Origin of the sequence: Agrobacterium sp. DSM 25558, from assembly GCF_900100825.1 — a bacterium.
In the GTDB taxonomy this organism is placed as follows: Bacteria; Pseudomonadota; Alphaproteobacteria; order Rhizobiales; family Rhizobiaceae; genus Agrobacterium.
Map to the genome: position 1 here is coordinate 20079 of NZ_FMUD01000038.1, position 19314 is coordinate 39392.

At 55.8% G+C, this 19314-nt stretch carries 20 protein-coding genes and 1 tRNA gene; 17 read left to right on the top strand and 4 right to left on the bottom strand.

Going from position 1 to position 19314, the window contains the following annotated elements:
* The first annotated feature begins 321 nt into the window (after positions 1–321).
* Positions 322–2460 carry a sodium-translocating pyrophosphatase gene (locus DSM25558_RS23365; RefSeq protein ID WP_077107063.1) on the top strand — a complete coding sequence of 713 codons (2139 nt, stop codon included), beginning with the start codon at positions 322–324 and terminating at the stop codon, positions 2458–2460.
* Between the two features lie 68 nt (positions 2461–2528).
* Here DSM25558_RS23365 and DSM25558_RS23370 read toward each other — a convergent pair whose 3' ends face one another.
* Entirely contained in the window at positions 2529–3068 is a 540-nt protein-coding gene (locus tag DSM25558_RS23370; RefSeq protein ID WP_077107064.1) for an outer membrane protein assembly factor BamE, read from the bottom strand.
* 273 nt (positions 3069–3341) lie between these two features.
* Between DSM25558_RS23370 and DSM25558_RS23375 the strand changes: the two genes are divergently transcribed.
* The 10 genes from DSM25558_RS23375 (at position 3342) to DSM25558_RS23420 (ending at position 9800) form a co-directional block, all read left to right on the top strand.
* Entirely contained in the window at positions 3342–3881 is a 540-nt protein-coding gene (locus DSM25558_RS23375; protein ID WP_077107065.1) for a ubiquinol-cytochrome C chaperone family protein, read from the top strand.
* Positions 3882–3888: 7 nt separating this feature from the next.
* Positions 3889–4452 (top strand): YceD family protein, encoded by a 564-nt coding sequence (locus tag DSM25558_RS23380; protein WP_077107066.1) that lies wholly within the window; start codon positions 3889–3891, stop codon positions 4450–4452.
* A 96-nt stretch (positions 4453–4548) separates the two neighbouring features.
* A complete protein-coding gene (plsX, locus tag DSM25558_RS23385; protein ID WP_077107067.1) occupies positions 4549–5610 on the top strand; it encodes a phosphate acyltransferase PlsX in 1062 nt (353 codons plus the stop codon).
* Between the two features lie 3 nt (positions 5611–5613).
* The gene (locus tag DSM25558_RS23390; protein WP_077107068.1) at positions 5614–6585 is read left to right on the top strand and encodes a beta-ketoacyl-ACP synthase III; all 972 of its coding nucleotides are present in this window, start codon (positions 5614–5616) and stop codon (positions 6583–6585) included.
* A gap of 144 nt (positions 6586–6729) precedes the next feature.
* On the top strand, positions 6730–7068 hold the full coding sequence (locus tag DSM25558_RS23395) for an integration host factor subunit alpha (protein WP_077107069.1): 339 nt from the start codon (positions 6730–6732) through the stop codon (positions 7066–7068).
* Positions 7069–7233: 165 nt separating this feature from the next.
* The gene (locus tag DSM25558_RS23400; protein ID WP_077107070.1) at positions 7234–7773 is read left to right on the top strand and encodes a MerR family transcriptional regulator; all 540 of its coding nucleotides are present in this window, start codon (positions 7234–7236) and stop codon (positions 7771–7773) included.
* 110 nt (positions 7774–7883) lie between these two features.
* A complete protein-coding gene (locus DSM25558_RS23405; protein ID WP_077107071.1) occupies positions 7884–8591 on the top strand; it encodes a nuclease in 708 nt (235 codons plus the stop codon).
* 66 nt (positions 8592–8657) lie between these two features.
* Positions 8658–8743, top strand: a tRNA-Leu gene (locus DSM25558_RS23410).
* A 127-nt stretch (positions 8744–8870) separates the two neighbouring features.
* On the top strand, positions 8871–9386 hold the full coding sequence (locus tag DSM25558_RS23415; protein ID WP_077107072.1) for a T6SS effector amidase Tae4 family protein: 516 nt from the start codon (positions 8871–8873) through the stop codon (positions 9384–9386).
* Entirely contained in the window at positions 9387–9800 is a 414-nt protein-coding gene (locus DSM25558_RS23420; protein WP_077107073.1) for a hypothetical protein, read from the top strand. It abuts the gene before it with no gap.
* Positions 9801–9822: 22 nt separating this feature from the next.
* Here the strand turns inward: DSM25558_RS23420 and DSM25558_RS23425 are convergent, their stop codons facing one another.
* Entirely contained in the window at positions 9823–11283 is a 1461-nt protein-coding gene (locus DSM25558_RS23425) for a TrkH family potassium uptake protein (protein WP_077107074.1), read from the bottom strand.
* An 89-nt stretch (positions 11284–11372) separates the two neighbouring features.
* On the opposite strand from DSM25558_RS23425, the gene ilvA reads away from it, so the two are divergent.
* Positions 11373–12647, top strand: coding sequence for a threonine ammonia-lyase (ilvA, locus tag DSM25558_RS23430; protein ID WP_077107091.1), 1275 nt, complete (start codon positions 11373–11375; stop codon positions 12645–12647).
* A gap of 30 nt (positions 12648–12677) precedes the next feature.
* On the top strand, positions 12678–12986 hold the full coding sequence (locus DSM25558_RS23435; RefSeq protein WP_077107075.1) for an HlyU family transcriptional regulator: 309 nt from the start codon (positions 12678–12680) through the stop codon (positions 12984–12986).
* 75 nt (positions 12987–13061) lie between these two features.
* Here the strand turns inward: DSM25558_RS23435 and DSM25558_RS23440 are convergent, their stop codons facing one another.
* Entirely contained in the window at positions 13062–13676 is a 615-nt protein-coding gene (locus tag DSM25558_RS23440) for an FMN-dependent NADH-azoreductase (protein WP_077107076.1), read from the bottom strand.
* Positions 13677–13811: 135 nt separating this feature from the next.
* On the opposite strand from DSM25558_RS23440, the gene DSM25558_RS23445 reads away from it, so the two are divergent.
* Both DSM25558_RS23445 and ilvD read left to right on the top strand, forming a co-directional pair.
* On the top strand, positions 13812–14780 hold the full coding sequence (locus tag DSM25558_RS23445; RefSeq protein ID WP_077107077.1) for a LysR family transcriptional regulator: 969 nt from the start codon (positions 13812–13814) through the stop codon (positions 14778–14780).
* Positions 14781–14952: 172 nt separating this feature from the next.
* The gene (gene ilvD / locus DSM25558_RS23450) at positions 14953–16788 is read left to right on the top strand and encodes a dihydroxy-acid dehydratase (protein ID WP_077107078.1); all 1836 of its coding nucleotides are present in this window, start codon (positions 14953–14955) and stop codon (positions 16786–16788) included.
* A gap of 65 nt (positions 16789–16853) precedes the next feature.
* Here the strand turns inward: ilvD and DSM25558_RS23455 are convergent, their stop codons facing one another.
* Entirely contained in the window at positions 16854–17327 is a 474-nt protein-coding gene (locus DSM25558_RS23455; RefSeq protein WP_077107079.1) for a GNAT family N-acetyltransferase, read from the bottom strand.
* A 336-nt stretch (positions 17328–17663) separates the two neighbouring features.
* Between DSM25558_RS23455 and DSM25558_RS23460 the strand changes: the two genes are divergently transcribed.
* Complete coding sequence (locus DSM25558_RS23460; RefSeq protein WP_159442521.1) at positions 17664–18455, top strand: glycosyltransferase family 2 protein; 792 nt, start codon at positions 17664–17666, stop codon at positions 18453–18455.
* A 127-nt stretch (positions 18456–18582) separates the two neighbouring features.
* Positions 18583–19260: an SDR family oxidoreductase gene (locus tag DSM25558_RS23465; protein WP_077107081.1), complete on the top strand. Its 678-nt coding sequence runs from the start codon at positions 18583–18585 to the stop codon at positions 19258–19260.
* The last annotated feature ends 54 nt before the right edge of the window (positions 19261–19314 follow it).

Sequence of the window (19314 nt, forward strand, 5' to 3'; positions counted from 1 at the left end):
GGTCTCCGCAACTGGCGATATCCGTCAGGATTTGCTGGCACCGGTTGCCTTCGCCGGCAGGTGCCTTTTGCTTCTGCTTTCCTTTTGTCGAAACAGAAGGCCGTTCAAAAACCGGTCTGAATCAGAGCGATAAGCCATTCGTTGCGAATCTTCGGACTTGACGCGGCGGGTTTCACCAACGCAATCTCCGCACGCAGACCATTTTTCCTTGGGAGGGGAACAAATGGTCCACCTTGGCGTCAGGGCTCTACACCCTGCGCCCCGCATGGTTTCGCCCGCCGGGGAGGGAGTGAGAACCCGGCACACAGGAGGTAAGTGCGAATGACCGTCATTGCATTGGTAATTTTATGCGGTGTCTTGTCCGTGGTATACGCGGTCTGGGCAACGAAAAGCGTTCTCGATGCCGATCAAGGCAGTGAACGCATGCAGGAAATAGCAGGCTATATCAGGGAGGGCGCGCAGGCGTATCTCGCCCGTCAATATCTTACCATCGCAATCGTCGGTATCATCGTCGCAGTCGCGGTCTGGTTCTTTCTCTCGTCGGAAGCGGCTATCGGGTTCGTCATCGGCGCGGTTTTATCCGGTGCCGCCGGCTTTGTCGGCATGCACGTCTCGGTGCGGGCAAATCTGCGCACGGCGCAGGCGGCATCCCACAGTCTGGCTGCGGGTCTCGACATCGCCTTCAAGTCCGGTGCCATTACCGGCATGCTGGTGGCGGGTCTCGCGCTTTTGGGCGTATCCATCTATTACCTCGTGCTGACGGCGGGCCTTGGCCATCCGGTCGGGTCTCGCGTCGTCATCGATGCGCTGGTGTCCCTCGGCTTCGGTGCCTCGCTGATCTCGATCTTCGCCCGTCTTGGCGGCGGTATCTTCACCAAGGGGGCCGATGTCGGCGGTGATCTCGTCGGCAAGGTGGAAGCGGGTATTCCCGAAGACGATCCACGCAACCCCGCCACCATTGCCGACAATGTCGGTGATAATGTTGGTGATTGCGCAGGCATGGCAGCGGACCTGTTCGAAACCTATGCCGTCTCCGTCGTGGCCACCATGGTTCTCGCGGCCATCTTCTTTGCCGGTGCGCCGATCCTTGAAAGCGTCATGCTCTATCCGCTGGCAATTTGCGGCGTGTGCATCCTGACCTCGATTGCCGGAACTTTCTTCGTCAAGCTTGGCACCAACAACTCGATTATGGGCGCGCTCTATAAAGGCCTGATCGCCACCGGCGTGCTTTCCATTGCCGGTCTTGCGGTGGCAACATCGCTCACCATCGGCTGGGGCTCCATCGGCATTGTCGCCGGTATGGATATCACCGGCACCAACCTGTTTCTGTGCGGTATCGTCGGTCTGGTCGTCACCGCCTTTATCGTCGTGATTACGGAATATTACACCGGCACCAACAAGCGTCCGGTCAATTCCATCGCGCAGGCTTCCGTCACGGGCCACGGCACCAACGTCATCCAGGGCCTGGCCGTGTCGCTGGAATCAACAGCACTTCCGGCCATCGTCATCGTAGGGGGCATCATCTCGACCTATCAGCTCGCGGGCCTGTTCGGCACCGGCATTGCGGTCACCGCGATGATCGGTATTGCGGGCATGATCGTTGCCCTCGATGCGTTCGGTCCAGTCACGGATAATGCCGGTGGCATTGCGGAAATGGCGGGTCTCGACCCGGATGTGCGCAAGGCAACGGATGCGCTGGATGCTGTCGGAAACACCACCAAGGCCGTGACCAAAGGCTATGCCATTGGTTCGGCAGGCCTTGGCGCGCTGGTGTTGTTTGCCGCCTATTCCAACGACCTCTCCTATTTCGCGGCCAATGGCGATCTCTATCCTTACTTCAAGGATATCGGCGAAATCTCCTTTAGCCTTTCCAACCCCTACGTGGTTGCCGGATTGCTGTTTGGCGGCATGATTCCGTACCTCTTCGGCGGCATCGCCATGACAGCGGTTGGCAAGGCCGCAGGGTCCATCGTGGAAGAGGTGCGCCGTCAGTTCCGCGAAAAGCCTGGCATCATGCAGGGTACGGAAAAGCCGGATTACGGCAGGGCCGTGGATATTTTGACTAAGGCAGCCATCCGGGAAATGGTAATTCCCTCGCTGCTGCCTGTTCTGGCCCCCATCGTCGTCTATTTCGGGGTGTTGCTGATGTCCGGCTCCAAGGCCTCGGCCTTCGCTGCGCTCGGTGCGTCTCTGCTCGGCGTCATCATCAACGGTCTCTTCGTTGCCATTTCCATGACCTCAGGTGGTGGCGCATGGGACAATGCCAAGAAAAGCTTCGAGGATGGCTTCATCGACAAGGATGGCGTCACGCATCTCAAGGGTTCAGAAGCGCATAAGGCGTCGGTGACTGGTGATACGGTTGGTGATCCCTACAAGGATACGGCTGGCCCTGCGGTCAATCCGGCGATCAAGATCACCAACATCGTGGCGTTGCTGCTGTTGGCTGTTCTGGCTCATTAAAACCTGAAACAAAAAAAAGCCCGCGAGATGATCATCTCGCGGGATTTTTGCATTTTCTCTTCTTGGGATCAGAAGCCGCTGCCATTGTTGCCGCTCTGGCCCAGAATGCTCTTGGCAATACCGGCACCCGCCGTGCCGCCGGAAAGCAGCTGCTGCAGGAAGGTGAGGTCCTTGCCGCCTGTCGGTGTGGTGCGCGAAATGGTGTCGAACACCTTGCCGTCTTGCAGCGTGTAGTTTGCCTTTTGAGAAACGACGCCGTTCTTGTCGAAATAGATCGCCAGAATGTTCTGCTCAACCAGTTGCGGCTTCATGAAGGCAGCTCTACGCACGCGCTTCTGGGAAATGTAATAGAACACCTCGTTGCCGAAGGTCGCGGTGGTGGAGGGCGTACCCATGGTCAGCAGAACCTGTTCGCGGCTGGAACCGACCGGGATCAGCTGGAGGGACTGCTCGTCCGCAACGTAGCCATTATGGAAAACATCGGTGGTGCTGGAGCAGGCCGACAGGAGGCTGGATGCGATGACGATCGCAACGGCGGTCTTGCTCAGAAACGTGGTCTGCTGTCCTGAATTCTGCTTGCTCACCTGCGTTTCCCCGACTGCGATCATGAATGGCACCTTCCGGCATTGCGTGTTGTAGCGCTTGTGTACACACGATTATGTCAATCCGGGGACAGGAATTCCCCGTTTCATCAAGCAATGCAACAGGTTTTCGAAAATCACGTCTCTTGCGACGCTTCTCTACGACTGTTTCAGCCAGACGATGAACGTGACCTCAACGGCATTGCAATTCTTGGATGCTTCGGTAAACCAGCTTTCGCAATCATGCAACAAGCGCGACGGGCGAGACGCCATTTCGCCGATCAATATTCGGGAATTTCGATGGTGTTCGGTCTTTTCAAAAAGAAAAACAACAATCGTCCCATTGTTGACAGGCAATATCACACGCTCACCACTGCCGCGCGCCACCCGGATTTCTATCTGCACCTTGGTGTGCCGGATACAGTCATGGGCCGTTTCGAGATGCTTGCCATCATCATGATTCTCTACTTCCGTCGCACAAAGTCCTCCGCCACCAGCGGGCAGGAGATTGCGCAGGAGATCGTGGATGCGTTCTTCCAGGACCTCGATCATTCCATGCGCGAGCTTGGTATCGGGGACCAGGGCGTGCCCAAGCGGATAAAGAAATTCGCTGGCATGTTCTATGGACGCCTTGAATCCTACGCTGCGGCGCTGGACGCTTCGGATGCGCAGGCCCTTGCGGCAGCCCTTGCACGCAATATATACCCGCAGGCAGAAGCGTCCGCGCCTGATATGCGCGGACTTGCCAATTGGATGATGGCGGCCGCCCATGCCTTGTCTGCGCAGTCGGAAGACCTTGTCGCGACAGGATATGTCACGTTGCCCGTCCCCGAGTTATGAGGTTTCCATGAGTTCGCAACATCCGGCCAACGACGACGTACCTTTTTCCTATCCTGTGAAGGTAGGTCATATTTCCGCCAATCCCGTCAGGATTGGTCTCACCGCCAGCCCGGAAGAACTGATTGGGCTGGCAAAACTGTGGGATGTCGTGTCGGTCGAGTCTCTGAAAAGCGAATTGCAGGTGACGCGCTGGAAAAGAGATGGATTGAAAATTACCGGTGATGTGCGTGTTGCTCTGACCCAGGCTTGTGTTGTCACACTGGAGCCGGTTTCGAGTGTTATCGATGAAAAGATTGATCAGATTTTCGTGCCAGAGGGTTCCAAACTGGCGCGCATGATGCCGGACGAAAAAGGCGAAATCGTTCTGGACCCGGAGGGTCCTGATATTCCCGACCAGTTCAGCGGTGATACGATCGATGTCGGTGTCGTCGTCGCGGAGTTCGCAGCGCTTGCCATCGAACCTTATCCGCGCAAGCCCGATGTGGATTTTGCAGGGTACGGCGAAGAGAAGCTTGTGGAAGAAAAAAAGCCGTCGCCTTTTGCGGCGTTGAAGGACTGGAAAAAAGACTGAATCCGGTTAGCACCAATAATTCGGTTGTAAGAGAGCGCGGAAACGGTATTTTCGCGCAAAATTCCACCGCACGGCGGTTAGAAGGATCAGGGACGCGTGATCAGAATTGCAATTGACGTCATGGGCGGGGATTTTGGCCCTGATGTTGCCATACCCGGCGCTGCCAAGGCGCTGGAGCGGCATAACGATGTGGTTTTCCTGCTTTATGGGCAGAAGGCCAGATGTGAGCCCATTCTGGCGCAATTTCCGAAGCTTCGGGAAAAGGCACAATTTTTCGACTGCGAAGTATCCGTTGCGATGGATGAAAAGCCGAGCCAGGCGCTGCGCCGTGGCCGCTATATCTCTAGCATGTGGCGCGCGCTTGAAGCCGTAAAGGTTGGCGAAGCCGATGTTGCGGTTTCCGCAGGCAACACCGGCGCTCTCATGGCCATGGCAAAATTCTGCCTGCGCACCATGGCGCGTGTCGAGCGGCCTGCCATCGCCGGTATCTGGCCGACTACAAAGGGCGAAAGCATCGTTCTCGATGTGGGTGCCACGATCGGTGCCGATTCCCAGCAACTCCTCGACTTCGCCATCATGGGCGGGGCCATGGCTCGTGCGTTGTTCGATATCGACCGCCCGACGGTCGGCCTTCTGAACGTCGGCACCGAAGAGGTAAAGGGACAGGAAGAGGTTCGCGAAGCGGGTCGTCTCATTCGTGAAGCGGGTCTTGGCACTATCGACTACCGCGGATTCGTCGAAGGCAACGATATCGGCAAGGGTACGGTCGATGTCGTCGTGACCGAAGGCTTTACCGGCAACATTGCGTTGAAGACGGCGGAAGGCACAGCCCGGCAGATCAATACGCTGCTGCGTGAAGCGATTTCTCGCAGCTTTATTGCCAAAATCGGCTATATTCTGGCGAAAAGCGCATTTGATGTGCTGCGTGAGAAGATGGACCCGCGCAAGGTCAATGGCGGAGTGTTTCTGGGTCTGAACGGCATCGTCATCAAAAGCCACGGCAGCACGGATGCCATGGGCTTCGCGTCCGCAGTCGATGTTGGATATGACATGGCCCATAATGGCCTGACAGCCAAAATAGAAAATGATTTGAAAGCTTACCACGCAAGACGTCTTCCGCCTCCGGCACCTGAAGCGATCGTGGTTGATGAGGAATAGAAGATGATCCGCTCAATTATACGGGGTTACGGTGCAGCGCTGCCAAAGCGCGTCATGACGAACCAGGACATTGAAGCGATCGTAGAGACCACCGATGAGTGGATCGTGCAGCGCACCGGCATCAAGCAGCGCTACATCGCGGGTGAGGGGGAAACGACCTCTTCGCTTGGCGAGTTGGCAGCGCGCGCGGCTCTTGAAAATGCTGGCATCAAGCCTGAAGACATCGATCTCATCATCGTGGCGACATCAACGCCGGATAATACCTTCCCGGCAACGGCTGTGAATATCCAGAACCGTCTTGGCATTACAGGCGGCTTTGCATTCGACGTGCAGGCTGTCTGTTCAGGCTTCGTTTATGCCATGGCAACCGCCGACCTTTATATTCGTGGCGGCATGGCCAAGCGGGTTTTGGTCATCGGCGCAGAAACGTTCTCGCGTATTCTCGACTGGACCGATCGCACGACCTGCGTTTTGTTCGGTGATGGTGCCGGTGCTGTTGTTCTTGAAGCCGGCGAGGGCGAGGGCAAGACCTCCGATCGTGGCATTCTGACATCCAATCTGCGTTCCGACGGTTCGCACAAGGACAAGCTTTACGTTGACGGTGGCCCATCCACGACAGGCACCGTCGGCCATCTGCGCATGGAAGGCCGTGAGGTGTTCAAGCACGCCGTTGGCATGATCACTGATGTTATCGAGGCTGCATTCGAGGCGACCTGTACGACCGCTGACGATCTTGACTGGCTGGTGCCGCATCAGGCAAACCGTCGTATTATCGACGGTTCTGCGAAAAAACTCGGCATTCCGAGCGAAAAGGTTGTGATCACGGTGGATCAGCATGGCAACACGTCTGCCGCTTCCATTCCGCTTGCACTGGCTGTTGCCGCTGCCGATGGCCGCATCAAAAAGGGCGATCTGGTGATGCTGGAAGCCATGGGCGGCGGTTTCACATGGGGTGCTGTTCTGCTGCGCTGGTAAAATTTGCTTTATGATGCCCGGTAAGCCATTGCCACTATTAATGGAAATCCCTAAACGATTCTGGAAACTTTGCTTGACCGGTTGAGGCAAGGGCAATAATCTCTGCCCGGTTCAGCATAATAAAAGAGAGCGGTGCGGGGAAATATGGCCGGGAAAACAGTGACACGTGCGGATCTAGCCGAGTCTGTGTTTCGAAAAGTGGGGTTGTCCCGGACTGAATCCGCCGAACTGGTTGAAACCGTCATCGACGAGATTTGCAACGCGATCACGCGCGGAGAGGTGGTAAAGCTCTCCTCCTTCGCGACATTTCAGATTCGTGAAAAGAACGAGCGTATCGGTCGCAATCCCAAGACCGGCGAAGAGGTACCTATTTCTCCCCGCCGCGTCATGACCTTCAAGGCATCCAACGTTTTGAAGCAGCGCATTCTCAAAGCCCATTCGGCGCGCAAGGCGAAACAGAAAAGCCAGAAAGCCGGCTCCTGAGCCGCATTCTTTTCCGCAGTCGAGGTGCTTTTTACACGCTGCGATTCCTTTCTTCCTGTGAAGATAGTTGAATTTCAACCGCCAAGCTGTTGAAACAAAGGCGATTCGCATCATACCTTGTTGCGTGTTTTGGATTCTGCCTTTGGTCTGAATGGGAGTTGAACTTTGGATAAGAGCCCCGACGCCTTTCGAACGATCAGCGAAGTGGCGGATGATCTGGACCTGCCGCAACACGTTCTGCGTTTCTGGGAAACACGCTTTCCGCAGATCAAGCCAATGAAGCGCGGCGGTGGCCGTCGCTATTATCGCCCTGACGATGTCGATCTTTTGAAGGGTATTCGCCACCTTCTGTACGACCACGGTTATACGATCAAGGGCGTGCAAAAGCTGCTCAAGACCAATGGTAACCGCTTCGTCTCCGCCATCGCATCAGGCGATATGGCGACGATGGAAGCCATCATGGCCGCCAGCGGTGAGAAGGATACACCTGAGCCGCGCGTCGCCGCTTCAGAAGAGGATGAAGTCGTTGGCCGCCCCAAGGCCCGGCCCAGTGGCCGTTTCTTCGGCTTTGGTGGCAATGGTTCAGACGACACGCCGGAGATATCCCTCGGCAAATCCAGCATCAACAAGGACGACCGTGCACTCCTGCAGGAAGCCCTGTTCGATCTTTTGGAATGCAAACGACTGCTGGATCAGGTCCGCTGACGATCATAAAGTTTGGGGATAACCCAAATTTTTAAGCGGCATTTATGTCAAATGCCAACCTTTCGGAAACTCCTTGGGCCGATAATGCGGCCCGGACAAGGAGTTATCCCGTGAGCAAGAGAAAACCTTCAAGTCGTCGTCGTAGTTCGGCCAAGTCTGGCGGTTCTGGTCTGTGGTCGTGGTTGTTGCTGTTCGGCGTCGCCGTCGGAGGCATTCAGGTCTATGAGCATCGCGACAGTCTGATGCCGAAATTGAAAGACACGGTTGCCGCCGTATCGAAGCCCGCCGCGCCGCAACCAAGGTCGCGTGAGGTTGCCGCTGAAAGGCCAAAACCGTCAGCTACACAAACCGTAGCGCTTCCGGCAAGTGGCGCACCCGTGCCGCCTCGCTCCATCGCGATGCCCAACGGCGCAGCGACGATGTCGACTCAGGCATCAACCACTGCCCTGCCATCATCCCGCCCGCCGGTGGAAAACGTATCGCTGGGTGCAAAGCCCGGAACGTTCGCTTTCTGCGGTCGATCGGGCCTCAACAATTGCGTCGCCGATGGCAACACATTCTGGTTCAAAGGCGAGAAAATGAAACTCGCCGGTATCGCCGTTCCGCAAACGGATCAGGCCCGATGCCTGGAAGAGCGCCAGAAGGGCTTTGCCGCCAAGGTTCGCCTGCGCGATATGCTGAACGGCGGCAATTTCCAGGTCGCCTCCATGGGAGGTGCCTCGACACTATCGAGATCCGGCGTCTCTTTCGCAGATCAGTTGGTGCGCGAAGGTCTAGCGCTGCCAGCGGGCAGGGGAAATCAATCCTGGTGCGGGTAATTTCGACTTCGCACCACACCTGCCCGTTGACCACAGCCGCTTGCGCTGTGTAGATAAAAACCGCAAGCGGACGTGGCGGAATCGGTATACGCAGCAGACTTAAAATCTGCCGACCTCTGGTCTTGCGGGTTCAAGTCCCGCCGTCCGCACCAGCGCTCATAATCTGTCCGGTAAACTGATGATTTTGGCGCTGTGCAGAATAATCGCTACGATTGCATATAAATTGCCACATTTCAAAAATATTCAACCTGAGTGATTATTTACTCAGGAGATTAAACTTTGCCGAAGCCTAAGTTTGCCGACCTTTGGAAAAGTTTCCCAGACCACCAGCAGTACAAGACGATGTTCGATCTCTATATGATGCTCGGAGGTGCTGCTCAGAAAAATATTCACGCACCGGGTTTCGGCGCAAATGGAAACGCATGTGCGAGCAGAATGAGCGTGGCACTCAGTCTTTCTGGCCATAAAATCGACGCTGGCATTGCCCAGACAGCGCGGGCGAGGACCTTGGGAACAGATAAGGGATACCGCATCATTTACGGTGTTGCGGACTTGAGAAGCTATCTTATGATAGCTTTCGGGCAGCCGCAAACAGACAATGTTTCTCCGTACAACGATGCCTTTGGCGGGAAAAAGGGTATTGTGGCGTTCAATGTAAGAGGTTGGACCGGTGCCGTAGGCCATATCGCCTTATGGAATGGCTCAGCGTTTCGGGAGCCCACATCTGATGACTACTCGCAATTTTCCGATGGTCCTGCTGCCACGGTTAAAGGCGAATTTTGGGAGATGCCTTGAATGACACGTAGTTTCATCACAGGAGCCCGGCTCTTTCTAGCGTGTGGATTCATATCCGCTGTCTCCGGCATCGCGCGCGCCGACGCCCGCTCTCAACTACAGCAAGACGTAGAAGGATATGCCGTCGCCACGTGTCTAGCCGCCCAGAATTCGGATTATTTAAAGGACCAGGGAGATGGCTGGGCAAGCATCATTGTTCAGCGCGGGTATGGAGATGTTGAAGACTGGCAGCCCCTGATCGACGCTGTGAACTCAGCGCTTAAGGATGGATCAGTGGCGGTTATAAAGGGTGACGGCACATCATCTAAGCAGATGCCGGTCTTTTATTGTGCAGAGATCATCGATCAGCCGAAGGTGCGTAGCGCAGTCGACGCTACCATGGAGAAGATGAAAGCAGCCTATGAAGGCAGATGACAATTGCCGATGTTTGGATTGCTCAGGCCTTCCAGAACAACGGCATCAATAGCACCAGCACTGTCAATATCTCTAGACGCCCGAGCAGCATCATCAGCGACAGCAGGTATAGTGCAGGGTCGCTGATGGTGGAGAAGTTGCCGGCGGGGCCGATGATGGGGCCGACGCCGGGGCCGACATTGGCGAGCGAAGTGGCGACGGCGGAGGTTGCCGTCAGGAAATCGTAGCCCATTGCACTCATGACCATGCTGCCGCCGATCCACAGGGCGATGAAACAGCTCAGAAACAGGAAGACGTTGCGGATGGTTTCGGCGTCCACGACCTGGGCACCATAGCGCACGGAATAGACTGCGTCCGGGTAGAGCAGCTTTTTCAGACCGGTTTTCACGACATTATAGACGATGACGAAGCGGTAGGCCTTGATGCCGCCGGCTGTCGAGCCGGAACAGCCGCCCATGAAGGTGGCGAAGAAGGCGACGACCACGACGAAGGGCCCCCACAGCGTGTAGTCATCGCTGGCGAAGCCGCCTGTCGACAGGATCGACGTCATGTTGAAGAAAGAGTGGCTAAGCGCGATGTAGAGCGGCACGCCATTGGTTATGTGGTGATAGATGCCGACGGCCAGCGATATTGCGCAAAGATAGCCGATGAAGACCCGGATCTGTGGATCATACAGAATGTCCATGCGACCGCGCAGAGCCAGCAGGATCATGACGGAAAAGGGCAGACTTCCCAGGATGAGGAAGAAGGTCGCAATCCAGAGCAGCGCGACATTGTCCCCGAAGAAGGCAAAAGACGCATCGTGGGTGGAGAACCCGCCGGTTGCCACTGTGGACATGGCGTGGTTCAGCGCATCGAAATGCGTCATGCCTGCGAAATCGAAGGCGATGGTGCAGGCCAGCGTCATGACAACGTAAATGCCGACAAAGGCCTTGGTGAAGCTGGCCAGCCGCGCAAATGGCCGGTCATTGGCGGTATCTGACGATTCCATGCGAAAGAACGTCATGCCGCCGACGCGCAACAGCGGCAGGATGAACAGGCCGAGTGCGACGATACCGATACCGCCCAGCCAGCACAGCAGCGAGCGCCAGATGAGAATGCCCTGCGGTGCCTTGTCCAGCCCATAAATGGCGGTGGAGCCGGTGGTGGTGATGGCGGATACGGATTCGAACATGGCCTGCCCGAAACTCAGGTTCAGTTCCGAGAGATAAAGCGGTACGGCACCGATCAGCGAGAAAACCAGCCACAATACGTTGACCAGCAGGAAGCCGAACCGCTTGTTGAAGGTCGGCATGGGTGCGCGGGTGGCAAAGGCGCAGGCAAGCGCCAGTCCGCCGCACATGAAGCCCGAGGCGGCAAACACGCCCCAGTCATTGTTGCCATAATAAAGATCGGCCATGGCTGGAATGAACATCGCCGTCGCCATGTATAGCCCGAAGACCGACGCGATATAGAGGACTGCGCGCAGAAGGTTGCTATTCAATAAATGGAACCTTGATCGAGTGAAGCGTACCGAAGTTGCGCAAAGAGTCTTTGTGTCAGGCGTTTTCCTATGGCATAGCGGGTGCCATCGTGAAATTCAATGGATTGAAAATCGTGGATAAATTGCTTGTAGAGGCCGCACGGCGGGAAGTTCGGGAATTGTTTCCCGAAACGCCGTTGCAGTTGAATGAACATCTGAGCCGCCGGTATGGAGCCGAGATTTGGCTGAAGCGTGAAGACCTCACGCCTGTTCGTTCGTACAAGATTAGAGGCGCGTTCAACTTTCTGCGTAAAGCCGTTGCTACCACGGGCAAGGACAAGATTTTCGTTTGCGCATCTGCTGGCAACCACGCGCAGGGGTTTGCCTTCGCATGCCGTCATTTCGGTGTACACGGTGTGGTGTTCATGCCGGTGACGACGCCGCAGCAGAAGATCGACAAGACCCGCATCTTTGGCGGCGAGTTCATCAAGATCAAGCTAATTGGCGATATTTTCGACCAGTGCTATGCCGCTGCCCGCGCTTACGTGGAAGAGACCGACGCCTATATGGTGCCGCCCTTCGACCATAAGGACATCATCGAGGGACAGGCGACCGTGGCCGCCGAGATCGTGGACCAGTTGCCGGACAGCAAGGCACCGGATCTGCTGGTGATGCCCGTTGGCGGTGGTGGTCTTTCAGCCGGCCTCACGGGATTTTTCGCGGACAAGGTTGCGAGCAGCAACTTCATTTTCTGTGAGCCTGTTGGTGCGCCGAGCCTGAAGACGAGCCTTGCAGAGGGCAGGGCTGTCACCTTGACTAAGGTCGATAATTTTGTCGATGGTGCCGCCGTGGCGCGCATTGGCGATCTGAACTTCGAGGCGCTGAAGCATTTTCCACCGGAGCAGGTCGAGCTTATCGCCGAAAACGCCATCTGCGTGACCATCATCGATATGCTCAATCTCGAAGGCGTGGTGCTGGAGCCTGCCGGTGCGCTATCGATTGCGGCGCTTGAGAAGATGGGTCGTGAACGACTGGAGGGCAAGCGTGTCGTTTGCATCGTCTCCGGCGGCAATTTCGACTTCGACCGGTTGCCGGATGTGAAGGAACGCGCCATGCGTTATGCGGGCGTGAAGAAATACTTCATTCTGCGCCTGCCGCAGCGCCCCGGCGCATTGCGCGATTTCCTCAATCTTTTGGGACCCGATGATGACGTCGCGCGTTTCGAATATCTGAAGAAGTCAGCCCGTAACTTTGGCTCCATCCTTATCGGCATCGAAACCACGGAACCTGAGAATTTCAGCGGCCTGTTCGAGCGCTTCGAGGCGGCTGGCCTGGGTTACGAGGACATAACCGAAAACGAAATCCTCGCCAATCTGATCATCTGATTTCGGACAAGACAACAGGAAGGTAAAACAATGGCCTCATTCTTCTCGAAACTCTTTTCCGGCTTCGGTTCCGCATCGGATGATGCGCCGAAGAAGGCCGAAACATCGGAAGCGCATCCCTACAAGGATTGTGTGATTTACGCGACGCCTCTGAAAGAGGGCAACCAGTACCGTCTGGCCGGTCGCATCGAGAAAAAGGTGGGCGAGGAAACGCTTGCGCATGAATTTGTGCGTGCAGATGTTTTCACCAGCCTTGATGATGCGGTGGAATGCACGGTCCGCAAGGCCAAGCTGATCATCGACCAGAGCGGCGCTTCGCTGTTCACCGACAAAAAATAACGGCCGCGAGTTGATCGCAGCCGTTACGGTAATTCTGACAAGCGGCGTGGTGACACGCCGCTTTTTTAATTGGGATTAGGCAGCTTTGGCCAGCTCTTCAACCTTGGCGGTTGCGGAAGCGATTGCCTTTTCGGCAGCTTCAGGACCGAATGCGAGACCTTCGACGCGGATGACTTCGATATCTGTGAGGCCGATGAAGCCCAGAACCGTCTTGAGATATGGAATGGCGTGGTCCAAGGCTGCTGCCGGGCCTTCGGAATAAACGCCAGCCGACGACAGAACGATGTAGACCTTCTTGCCGGTTGCGAGGCCGACCGGGCCGGATTCGGTGTATTTGAAGGTCAGGCCAGCGCGAGCAATGTTATCGATCCAGGACTTCAGGCCGGAATAGATGTTGAAGTTGATCATACCCGTGCCGATGACGATCGTGTCGGCTTCCAGCAATTCGGCAACGCGCTTGTCGGAATATTCTGCGGCTGCGGCTTCCTGCGCATCGCGCTGATCGGCAGACTTGCGGATGGCAGATGTCGTGACCTGATCCAGATGCGGGATTGGGTTCTGGCCGAGATCGAGATGCGTGATCGTGCCGTTCGTCTGTGCCTGAAGCTTGGCAGCGAGATCGCCAGCGAATTTGTTCGACAGGGATTCTTCAGCGCGTGGGCTCGATGTAAGGAGGAGAATCTTCGACATTTGAAATATCCTTGTTTCAATTTTAGGCGTTCAAGCGGGCAGAGTGTCCCGATGGTTGCCGCTTATATCATTCAATGTTGTCATCTAGAAAACTGTGATAATCTGGAAGTGACCTATCGATGAAGTGGATGGACCATGGAAGCTAACCCCACACTGGACCAGTTGCAGGTGTTTTTGAGTGTTGCCGAAACCGGCAGTTTTTCTGCTGCCTCAAGGGCTTTGAACCGGGCGCAATCGGTTGTCAGCTACACGATTGCTAATCTCGAAGCGCAGCTGGAAGTCACGTTGTTCGAGCGAAACGGTGTTCGCCAGCCCAAGCTGACAGCAGACGGTGCAGCCATGCTGGAGCATGCGCGGCGCATCGTTGCTGGGCTTCAGGATATGCGCGCCCGGGCGAAAGGGTTGAAGCAGGGGCTTGAGGCGGAGGTTAATCTTGCCATCAGCACCATGGTGCCTGCCGAGGCGGTGGTTGCCGTCCTGCGCGATTTTCGGGTCCATTTTCCCACCGTTTCTCTCAATCTAAATGTGGGGGAACTCGGCATGGTCATGGATATGGTGCTGAACCGCAAGGCGGGCATCGGCATTGGTGGTGCCATATTCCACCAGGATGATGGTCTTGTTATCGATAAGGTCGGCCATTCCTTCATGGTGCCTGTGGCCGCCGCCGACCATCCGCTTGCTTTGCTAGATCGGCCCTTGACGCTCGCGGATGTCCGCGAAGAGGTGCAGCTTGTTGTGACAGACGCATCAGGCCTGACCAAAGGTCGGGATTTCAACGTCCTATCCTACAAGAAATGGCGCGTCAGCGACATCGCGACCAAATATCAGCTCATCAAGGGCGGGCTTGGTTGGGGTGGCCTTCCGGCATCCGTTGTACGCAACGATATTATCAACGGCGTTCTGAAAGCGCTGAAATTGGATGCTTATGAGGGCGGGGAGTATGCGCTTTATGCCCTGCGTAAATCTGACACGCCGGCTGGCCCAGCAGCACAGTGGTTGATAGATTCGTTTCATCAATGCTTGTCCCAATGCCCGAACCACAAAAATTTCCTGGCGGATTTCGCACCGAGCCAGGAACCCATGCTGAGGGATGCGGCAGAGTAAGCCGAAGCAGCGAAAGGACGAGAAGCCGTACCGTACCGAGCCGTACTGTTTCGCCGCAAGGTGACAGTGACAGGCAACCGGCTTTCGAGTAGAAAGTTCTCAAAAGCGAAGGTGTGAGCAGACTGCACTGCGGAAACGCGCCTTCATATCGAACACATCGAGGAATAAGCACATGCCAGTTTATCGCTCCAGAACGACAACCCACGGTCGCAACATGGCCGGTGCGCGTGGCCTTTGGCGCGCGACCGGCATGAAGGACGGCGATTTTGGCAAGCCGATCATCGCTGTCGTTAACTCGTTCACGCAGTTCGTGCCGGGCCACGTCCACCTGAAGGATCTCGGTCAGCTCGTGGCGCGTGAAATCGAAGCTGCTGGCGGCGTTGCCAAGGAATTCAACACGATTGCCGTTGATGACGGCATCGCCATGGGTCACGATGGCATGCTTTATTCGCTGCCATCACGCGAAATCATTGCCGACTCGGTCGAGTACATGGTTAATGCGCACTGCGCCGATGCCATGGTCTGCATTTCCAACTGCGACAAGATCACGCCGGGCATGCTGAATGCTGCCATGCGCCTCAACATTCCCGTTGTTTTCGTATCCGGTGGACCGATGGAAGCGGGCAAGGCCGTGCTGCACGGCAAAACCGTCGCGCTCGACCTCGTGGATGCCATGGTCGCCGCTGCCGACGACAAGATGACAGACGAAGAAGTCGACACAATCGAGCGTGCGGCATGTCCGACTTGCGGTTCGTGCTCCGGCATGTTCACGGCCAATTCAATGAACTGTTTGACAGAAGCGCTTGGCTTGGCTTTGCCCGGCAATGGTTCGACGCTCGCCACGCACTCGGATCGCAAGCGCTTGTTCGTCGAGGCCGGTCATCTGATTGTCGATCTGGCCCGCCGCCATTACGAGCAGGATGACTACACCGTCCTGCCGCGCTCCATTGCGACAAAGGCCGCCTTCGAAAACGCCATTGCGCTGGATATCGCCATGGGTGGTTCCACCAACACGGTTCTGCACATTCTGGCCGCTGCCCATGAGGGCGAGGTTGATTTCACCATGGAAGACATCGACCGCATGTCGCGTCGGGTGCCGTGCCTTTCCAAGGTCGCGCCTGCCAAGCAGGACGTGCACATGGAAGACGTTCACCGCGCAGGCGGCATCATGCGTATTCTGGGCGAACTGGAACGTGGTGGTCTTCTCAATACGGATTGCTACACCGTTCACGAGGCAACGCTTGGTGATGCCATCAACCGTTGGGACATCACCCGCACCAACAGCGAAAGCGTGCGCCAGTTCTTCAAGGCTGCTCCCGGCGGCGTCCCGACGCAGGTGGCTTTTAGCCAGTCCTCACGCTGGGATGAGCTGGACACCGACAGTGAAAACGGCGTTATCCGCTCAGTCGAAAAGCCGTTCTCCAAGGATGGCGGTCTGGCCGTGCTTTACGGAAACATCGCGCTGGACGGCTGCATAGTTAAAACTGCCGGTGTGGATGAATCCATCCTGAAATTCAATGGTGTTGCCGTGGTTTATGAAAGCCAGGACGCAGCCGTGAAGGGCATTCTGTCCAACGAAGTCAAGGCTGGGGATGTCGTCGTTATCCGCTACGAAGGCCCCAAAGGCGGCCCAGGTATGCAGGAAATGCTATATCCGACCAGCTACCTGAAATCCAAGGGTCTCGGCAAAGCCTGTGCGCTGATCACCGACGGCCGCTTCTCCGGCGGCACTTCGGGCCTCTCCATTGGCCATGCTTCTCCGGAAGCAGCCCAAGGTGGTGCTATCGGCCTCGTGCGTCAAGGTGATGCCATTGAGATCGACATCCCGAACCGGACGATCAACCTCAAGGTTCCAGATGCCGAACTCGCAGCCCGCCGTGCGGAGCAGGATCAGCTGGGCTGGAAGCCAGCCGAACAGCGCAAGCGCAATGTAACGACGGCGCTGAAGGCTTATGCGGCTTTTGCATCGAGCGCGGATAAGGGTGCGGTTCGGATTTTGCCTGAATAGGCTTCCATTGGACGTCATCCTCGGGTCAAGCCCGAGGAGACGTTGGAAGGGCCGTTATACCTTCTTCACCCAAGGTTTTTTAACTCATAACGGCGCAGCGCAACCATATTGTTGCGCTGCTTGCAGAATGACTGCGTCCGTCCGACATCCCTAAATCCAAGCTTATCCATCAAATGACAGGATACCCTGTTGTCGCTGATAGGGTTGGCGTGAAGCACAGTCATTTTCATGTGCGTAAAGGCGTGGTCGATGACGAGACGACTGGCTTCGTCGCCGTAACCTTTGCCCCACGCACTTCGGCCCAGCCACAGGCCGAACTCCCCGGCCAGCCCGATGAGACCCAGCAACTTGCCGTTATCAATTGCCCAGACTGGCAGATTGTTTTTCCGAAAGCGCAATATCCGGTTTCGGGCATCATGGACGGTAAAGGGATATGACGTCCGAAGGAGATTGCGTAGCACCAGCGGATCGTTGGTGATCCGTGCCAGAGCAGGTGCATCCGTTATCTCGAACGGTCGGAGAATGAGACGGTTTGACATCAACCGAGGCACTTGTCTGTCTGGTGATCGCATGCGGCTCAAGATGCGCAATTTCGGCGCTCGTGCCAACTACGTTTGTGATCTCGGAACCGTGTTCTCTCCCGCAAGTTGGCCGGGCGTTGAGAAAACGAGAATGTGTAGACAGATGAAACGCGCAATCGTGACCAGCGGTGCCGGGTTGATCGGGACCGGGATTATGGAAACTCTGCTCTTCGATATCAAGGGTAGCGAGCTCTCCAAGCGCACGTTTTATCTCCGCCCCGGGTCATCCATGAAAGTAAGCCTTGAGCAAGTTTTAGTTGTTCTATGAAGAGGACTTTAGCTCTGGGGCCACGCATGAAAATCAAGCACTATATCGTTACGTATAAAAATGATCCTATGCTTGCACAGGCAATCGAAAGCATATTTCGAACCGATACGGATCATGAACGGCAGGTTTTTGTCATCGCTAACCATTCGGCAGATCGATATGAGGGGCCTCATCCTGTCGTCTTTCTACGAAATGAAACCAGACCTGATTTTTCAACTGGTCATCTTTCACGCAACTGGAATCAAGCACTCATTGCGGGATTTGTTGACCTACGAAATCCATCTTCAGATTTGTTAATACTGAGCCAGAACGATTGTATCTTCGCTCCAGATTATCTCGAACCGCTTGTTGCGAACCACGAAAAATACGATCTCGTGACATATGGCGCTGGCGATAGTTGTATCAGCTACAGTGCTGCTGCAGTCCGACGTATCGGGTTGTGGGACGAGCGGTTCTGCAACATTGGTTACCAAGAGGCCGACTATTTCCTAAGGGCAGCGAAATATCACGGCCCTCGTGTCTCCATCAATGATGGTTATCACGGACGGTTGTATAACGCGCTGGACACGGTCGAAAATGTCATCACTTCAACGCCAAGTGGATTTGAAAGAAATGATGCGTCCCATATCGAATCGTCCCAGTATCACAGACAGAGTCGTAACTTTTTTGCAGCTAAGTGGGGCGTGGACTATAAGCCACAATTTTGGGGGGCGGATTTTCTCAAGGCTGAGATTAAATTGAACGGGCCAATTTTTTACCCCTATTTTGAGAACGCAATCGAAACATTGCAAGAGCAGAAATATCTAGCTTTCTTCTAAGCCATTTAGATGATCCCCATTCACGTTAAGCCCTGACCTCGTATAGCTGTCAGATTGAGCTTGTTTTGATGTGGGAACAACGAGCCAATGCGCCGCGTTCGCCTCCCCAAGTACAGGAGACTTAGGCATGAAACGCGCAATCGTGACCGGTGGTGCCGGTTTGATCGGGACCGGGATTATCAAAACTCTGCTGGAGGATGGCTGGACGGTGGCATCCTTCGATATCAAAGAGAGTAAGACGAAAGCGCGGCACATTCACTGCGACGTTGGCGATGAGGCATCTGTTGCGGAGGCATTCACGCAGCTTGGTTGGGACGGGCTTGAGCTTCTTGTCAACAATGCCGGTATTGCCGGGCCGAACAACGGCCCGATCCATAAGCTGTCGCTGGCCGACTGGCGCAAGGTGACGGATAGCCATTTGACTGGGGCTTTTTTGATGACGCGCTCCGCGGTGCCGCTGATGGGTGAGGGTGCCAGCATCGTCAACATGGTCTCCACCCGGGCCTTCATGTCGGAGCCGGAAACGGAGGCCTATGCGGCGTCCAAGGGCGGGTTGGTTGCGCTGACGCATGCGCTGGCTGTTAGCCTTGGACCAAAAATTCGGGTGAATGCGATTGCGCCGGGCTGGATCACCAATGATACGGATTTGCGCAAAGAAGATCATGAGCAGCATCCGGTCGGCCGGGTGGGACGGCCAAAGGATATCGCGGATGCCGTCGTTTACCTTAGCCGCGTGGGCTTCATGACCGGGCAAGTTCTGGTGCTTGATGGCGGTATGACGAAGAAGATGATTTACGAGGAATAGCCATTCGAAACTGATTCAACGGGTTAGCAAACTGATTCAACAAAGCTTTTGAAA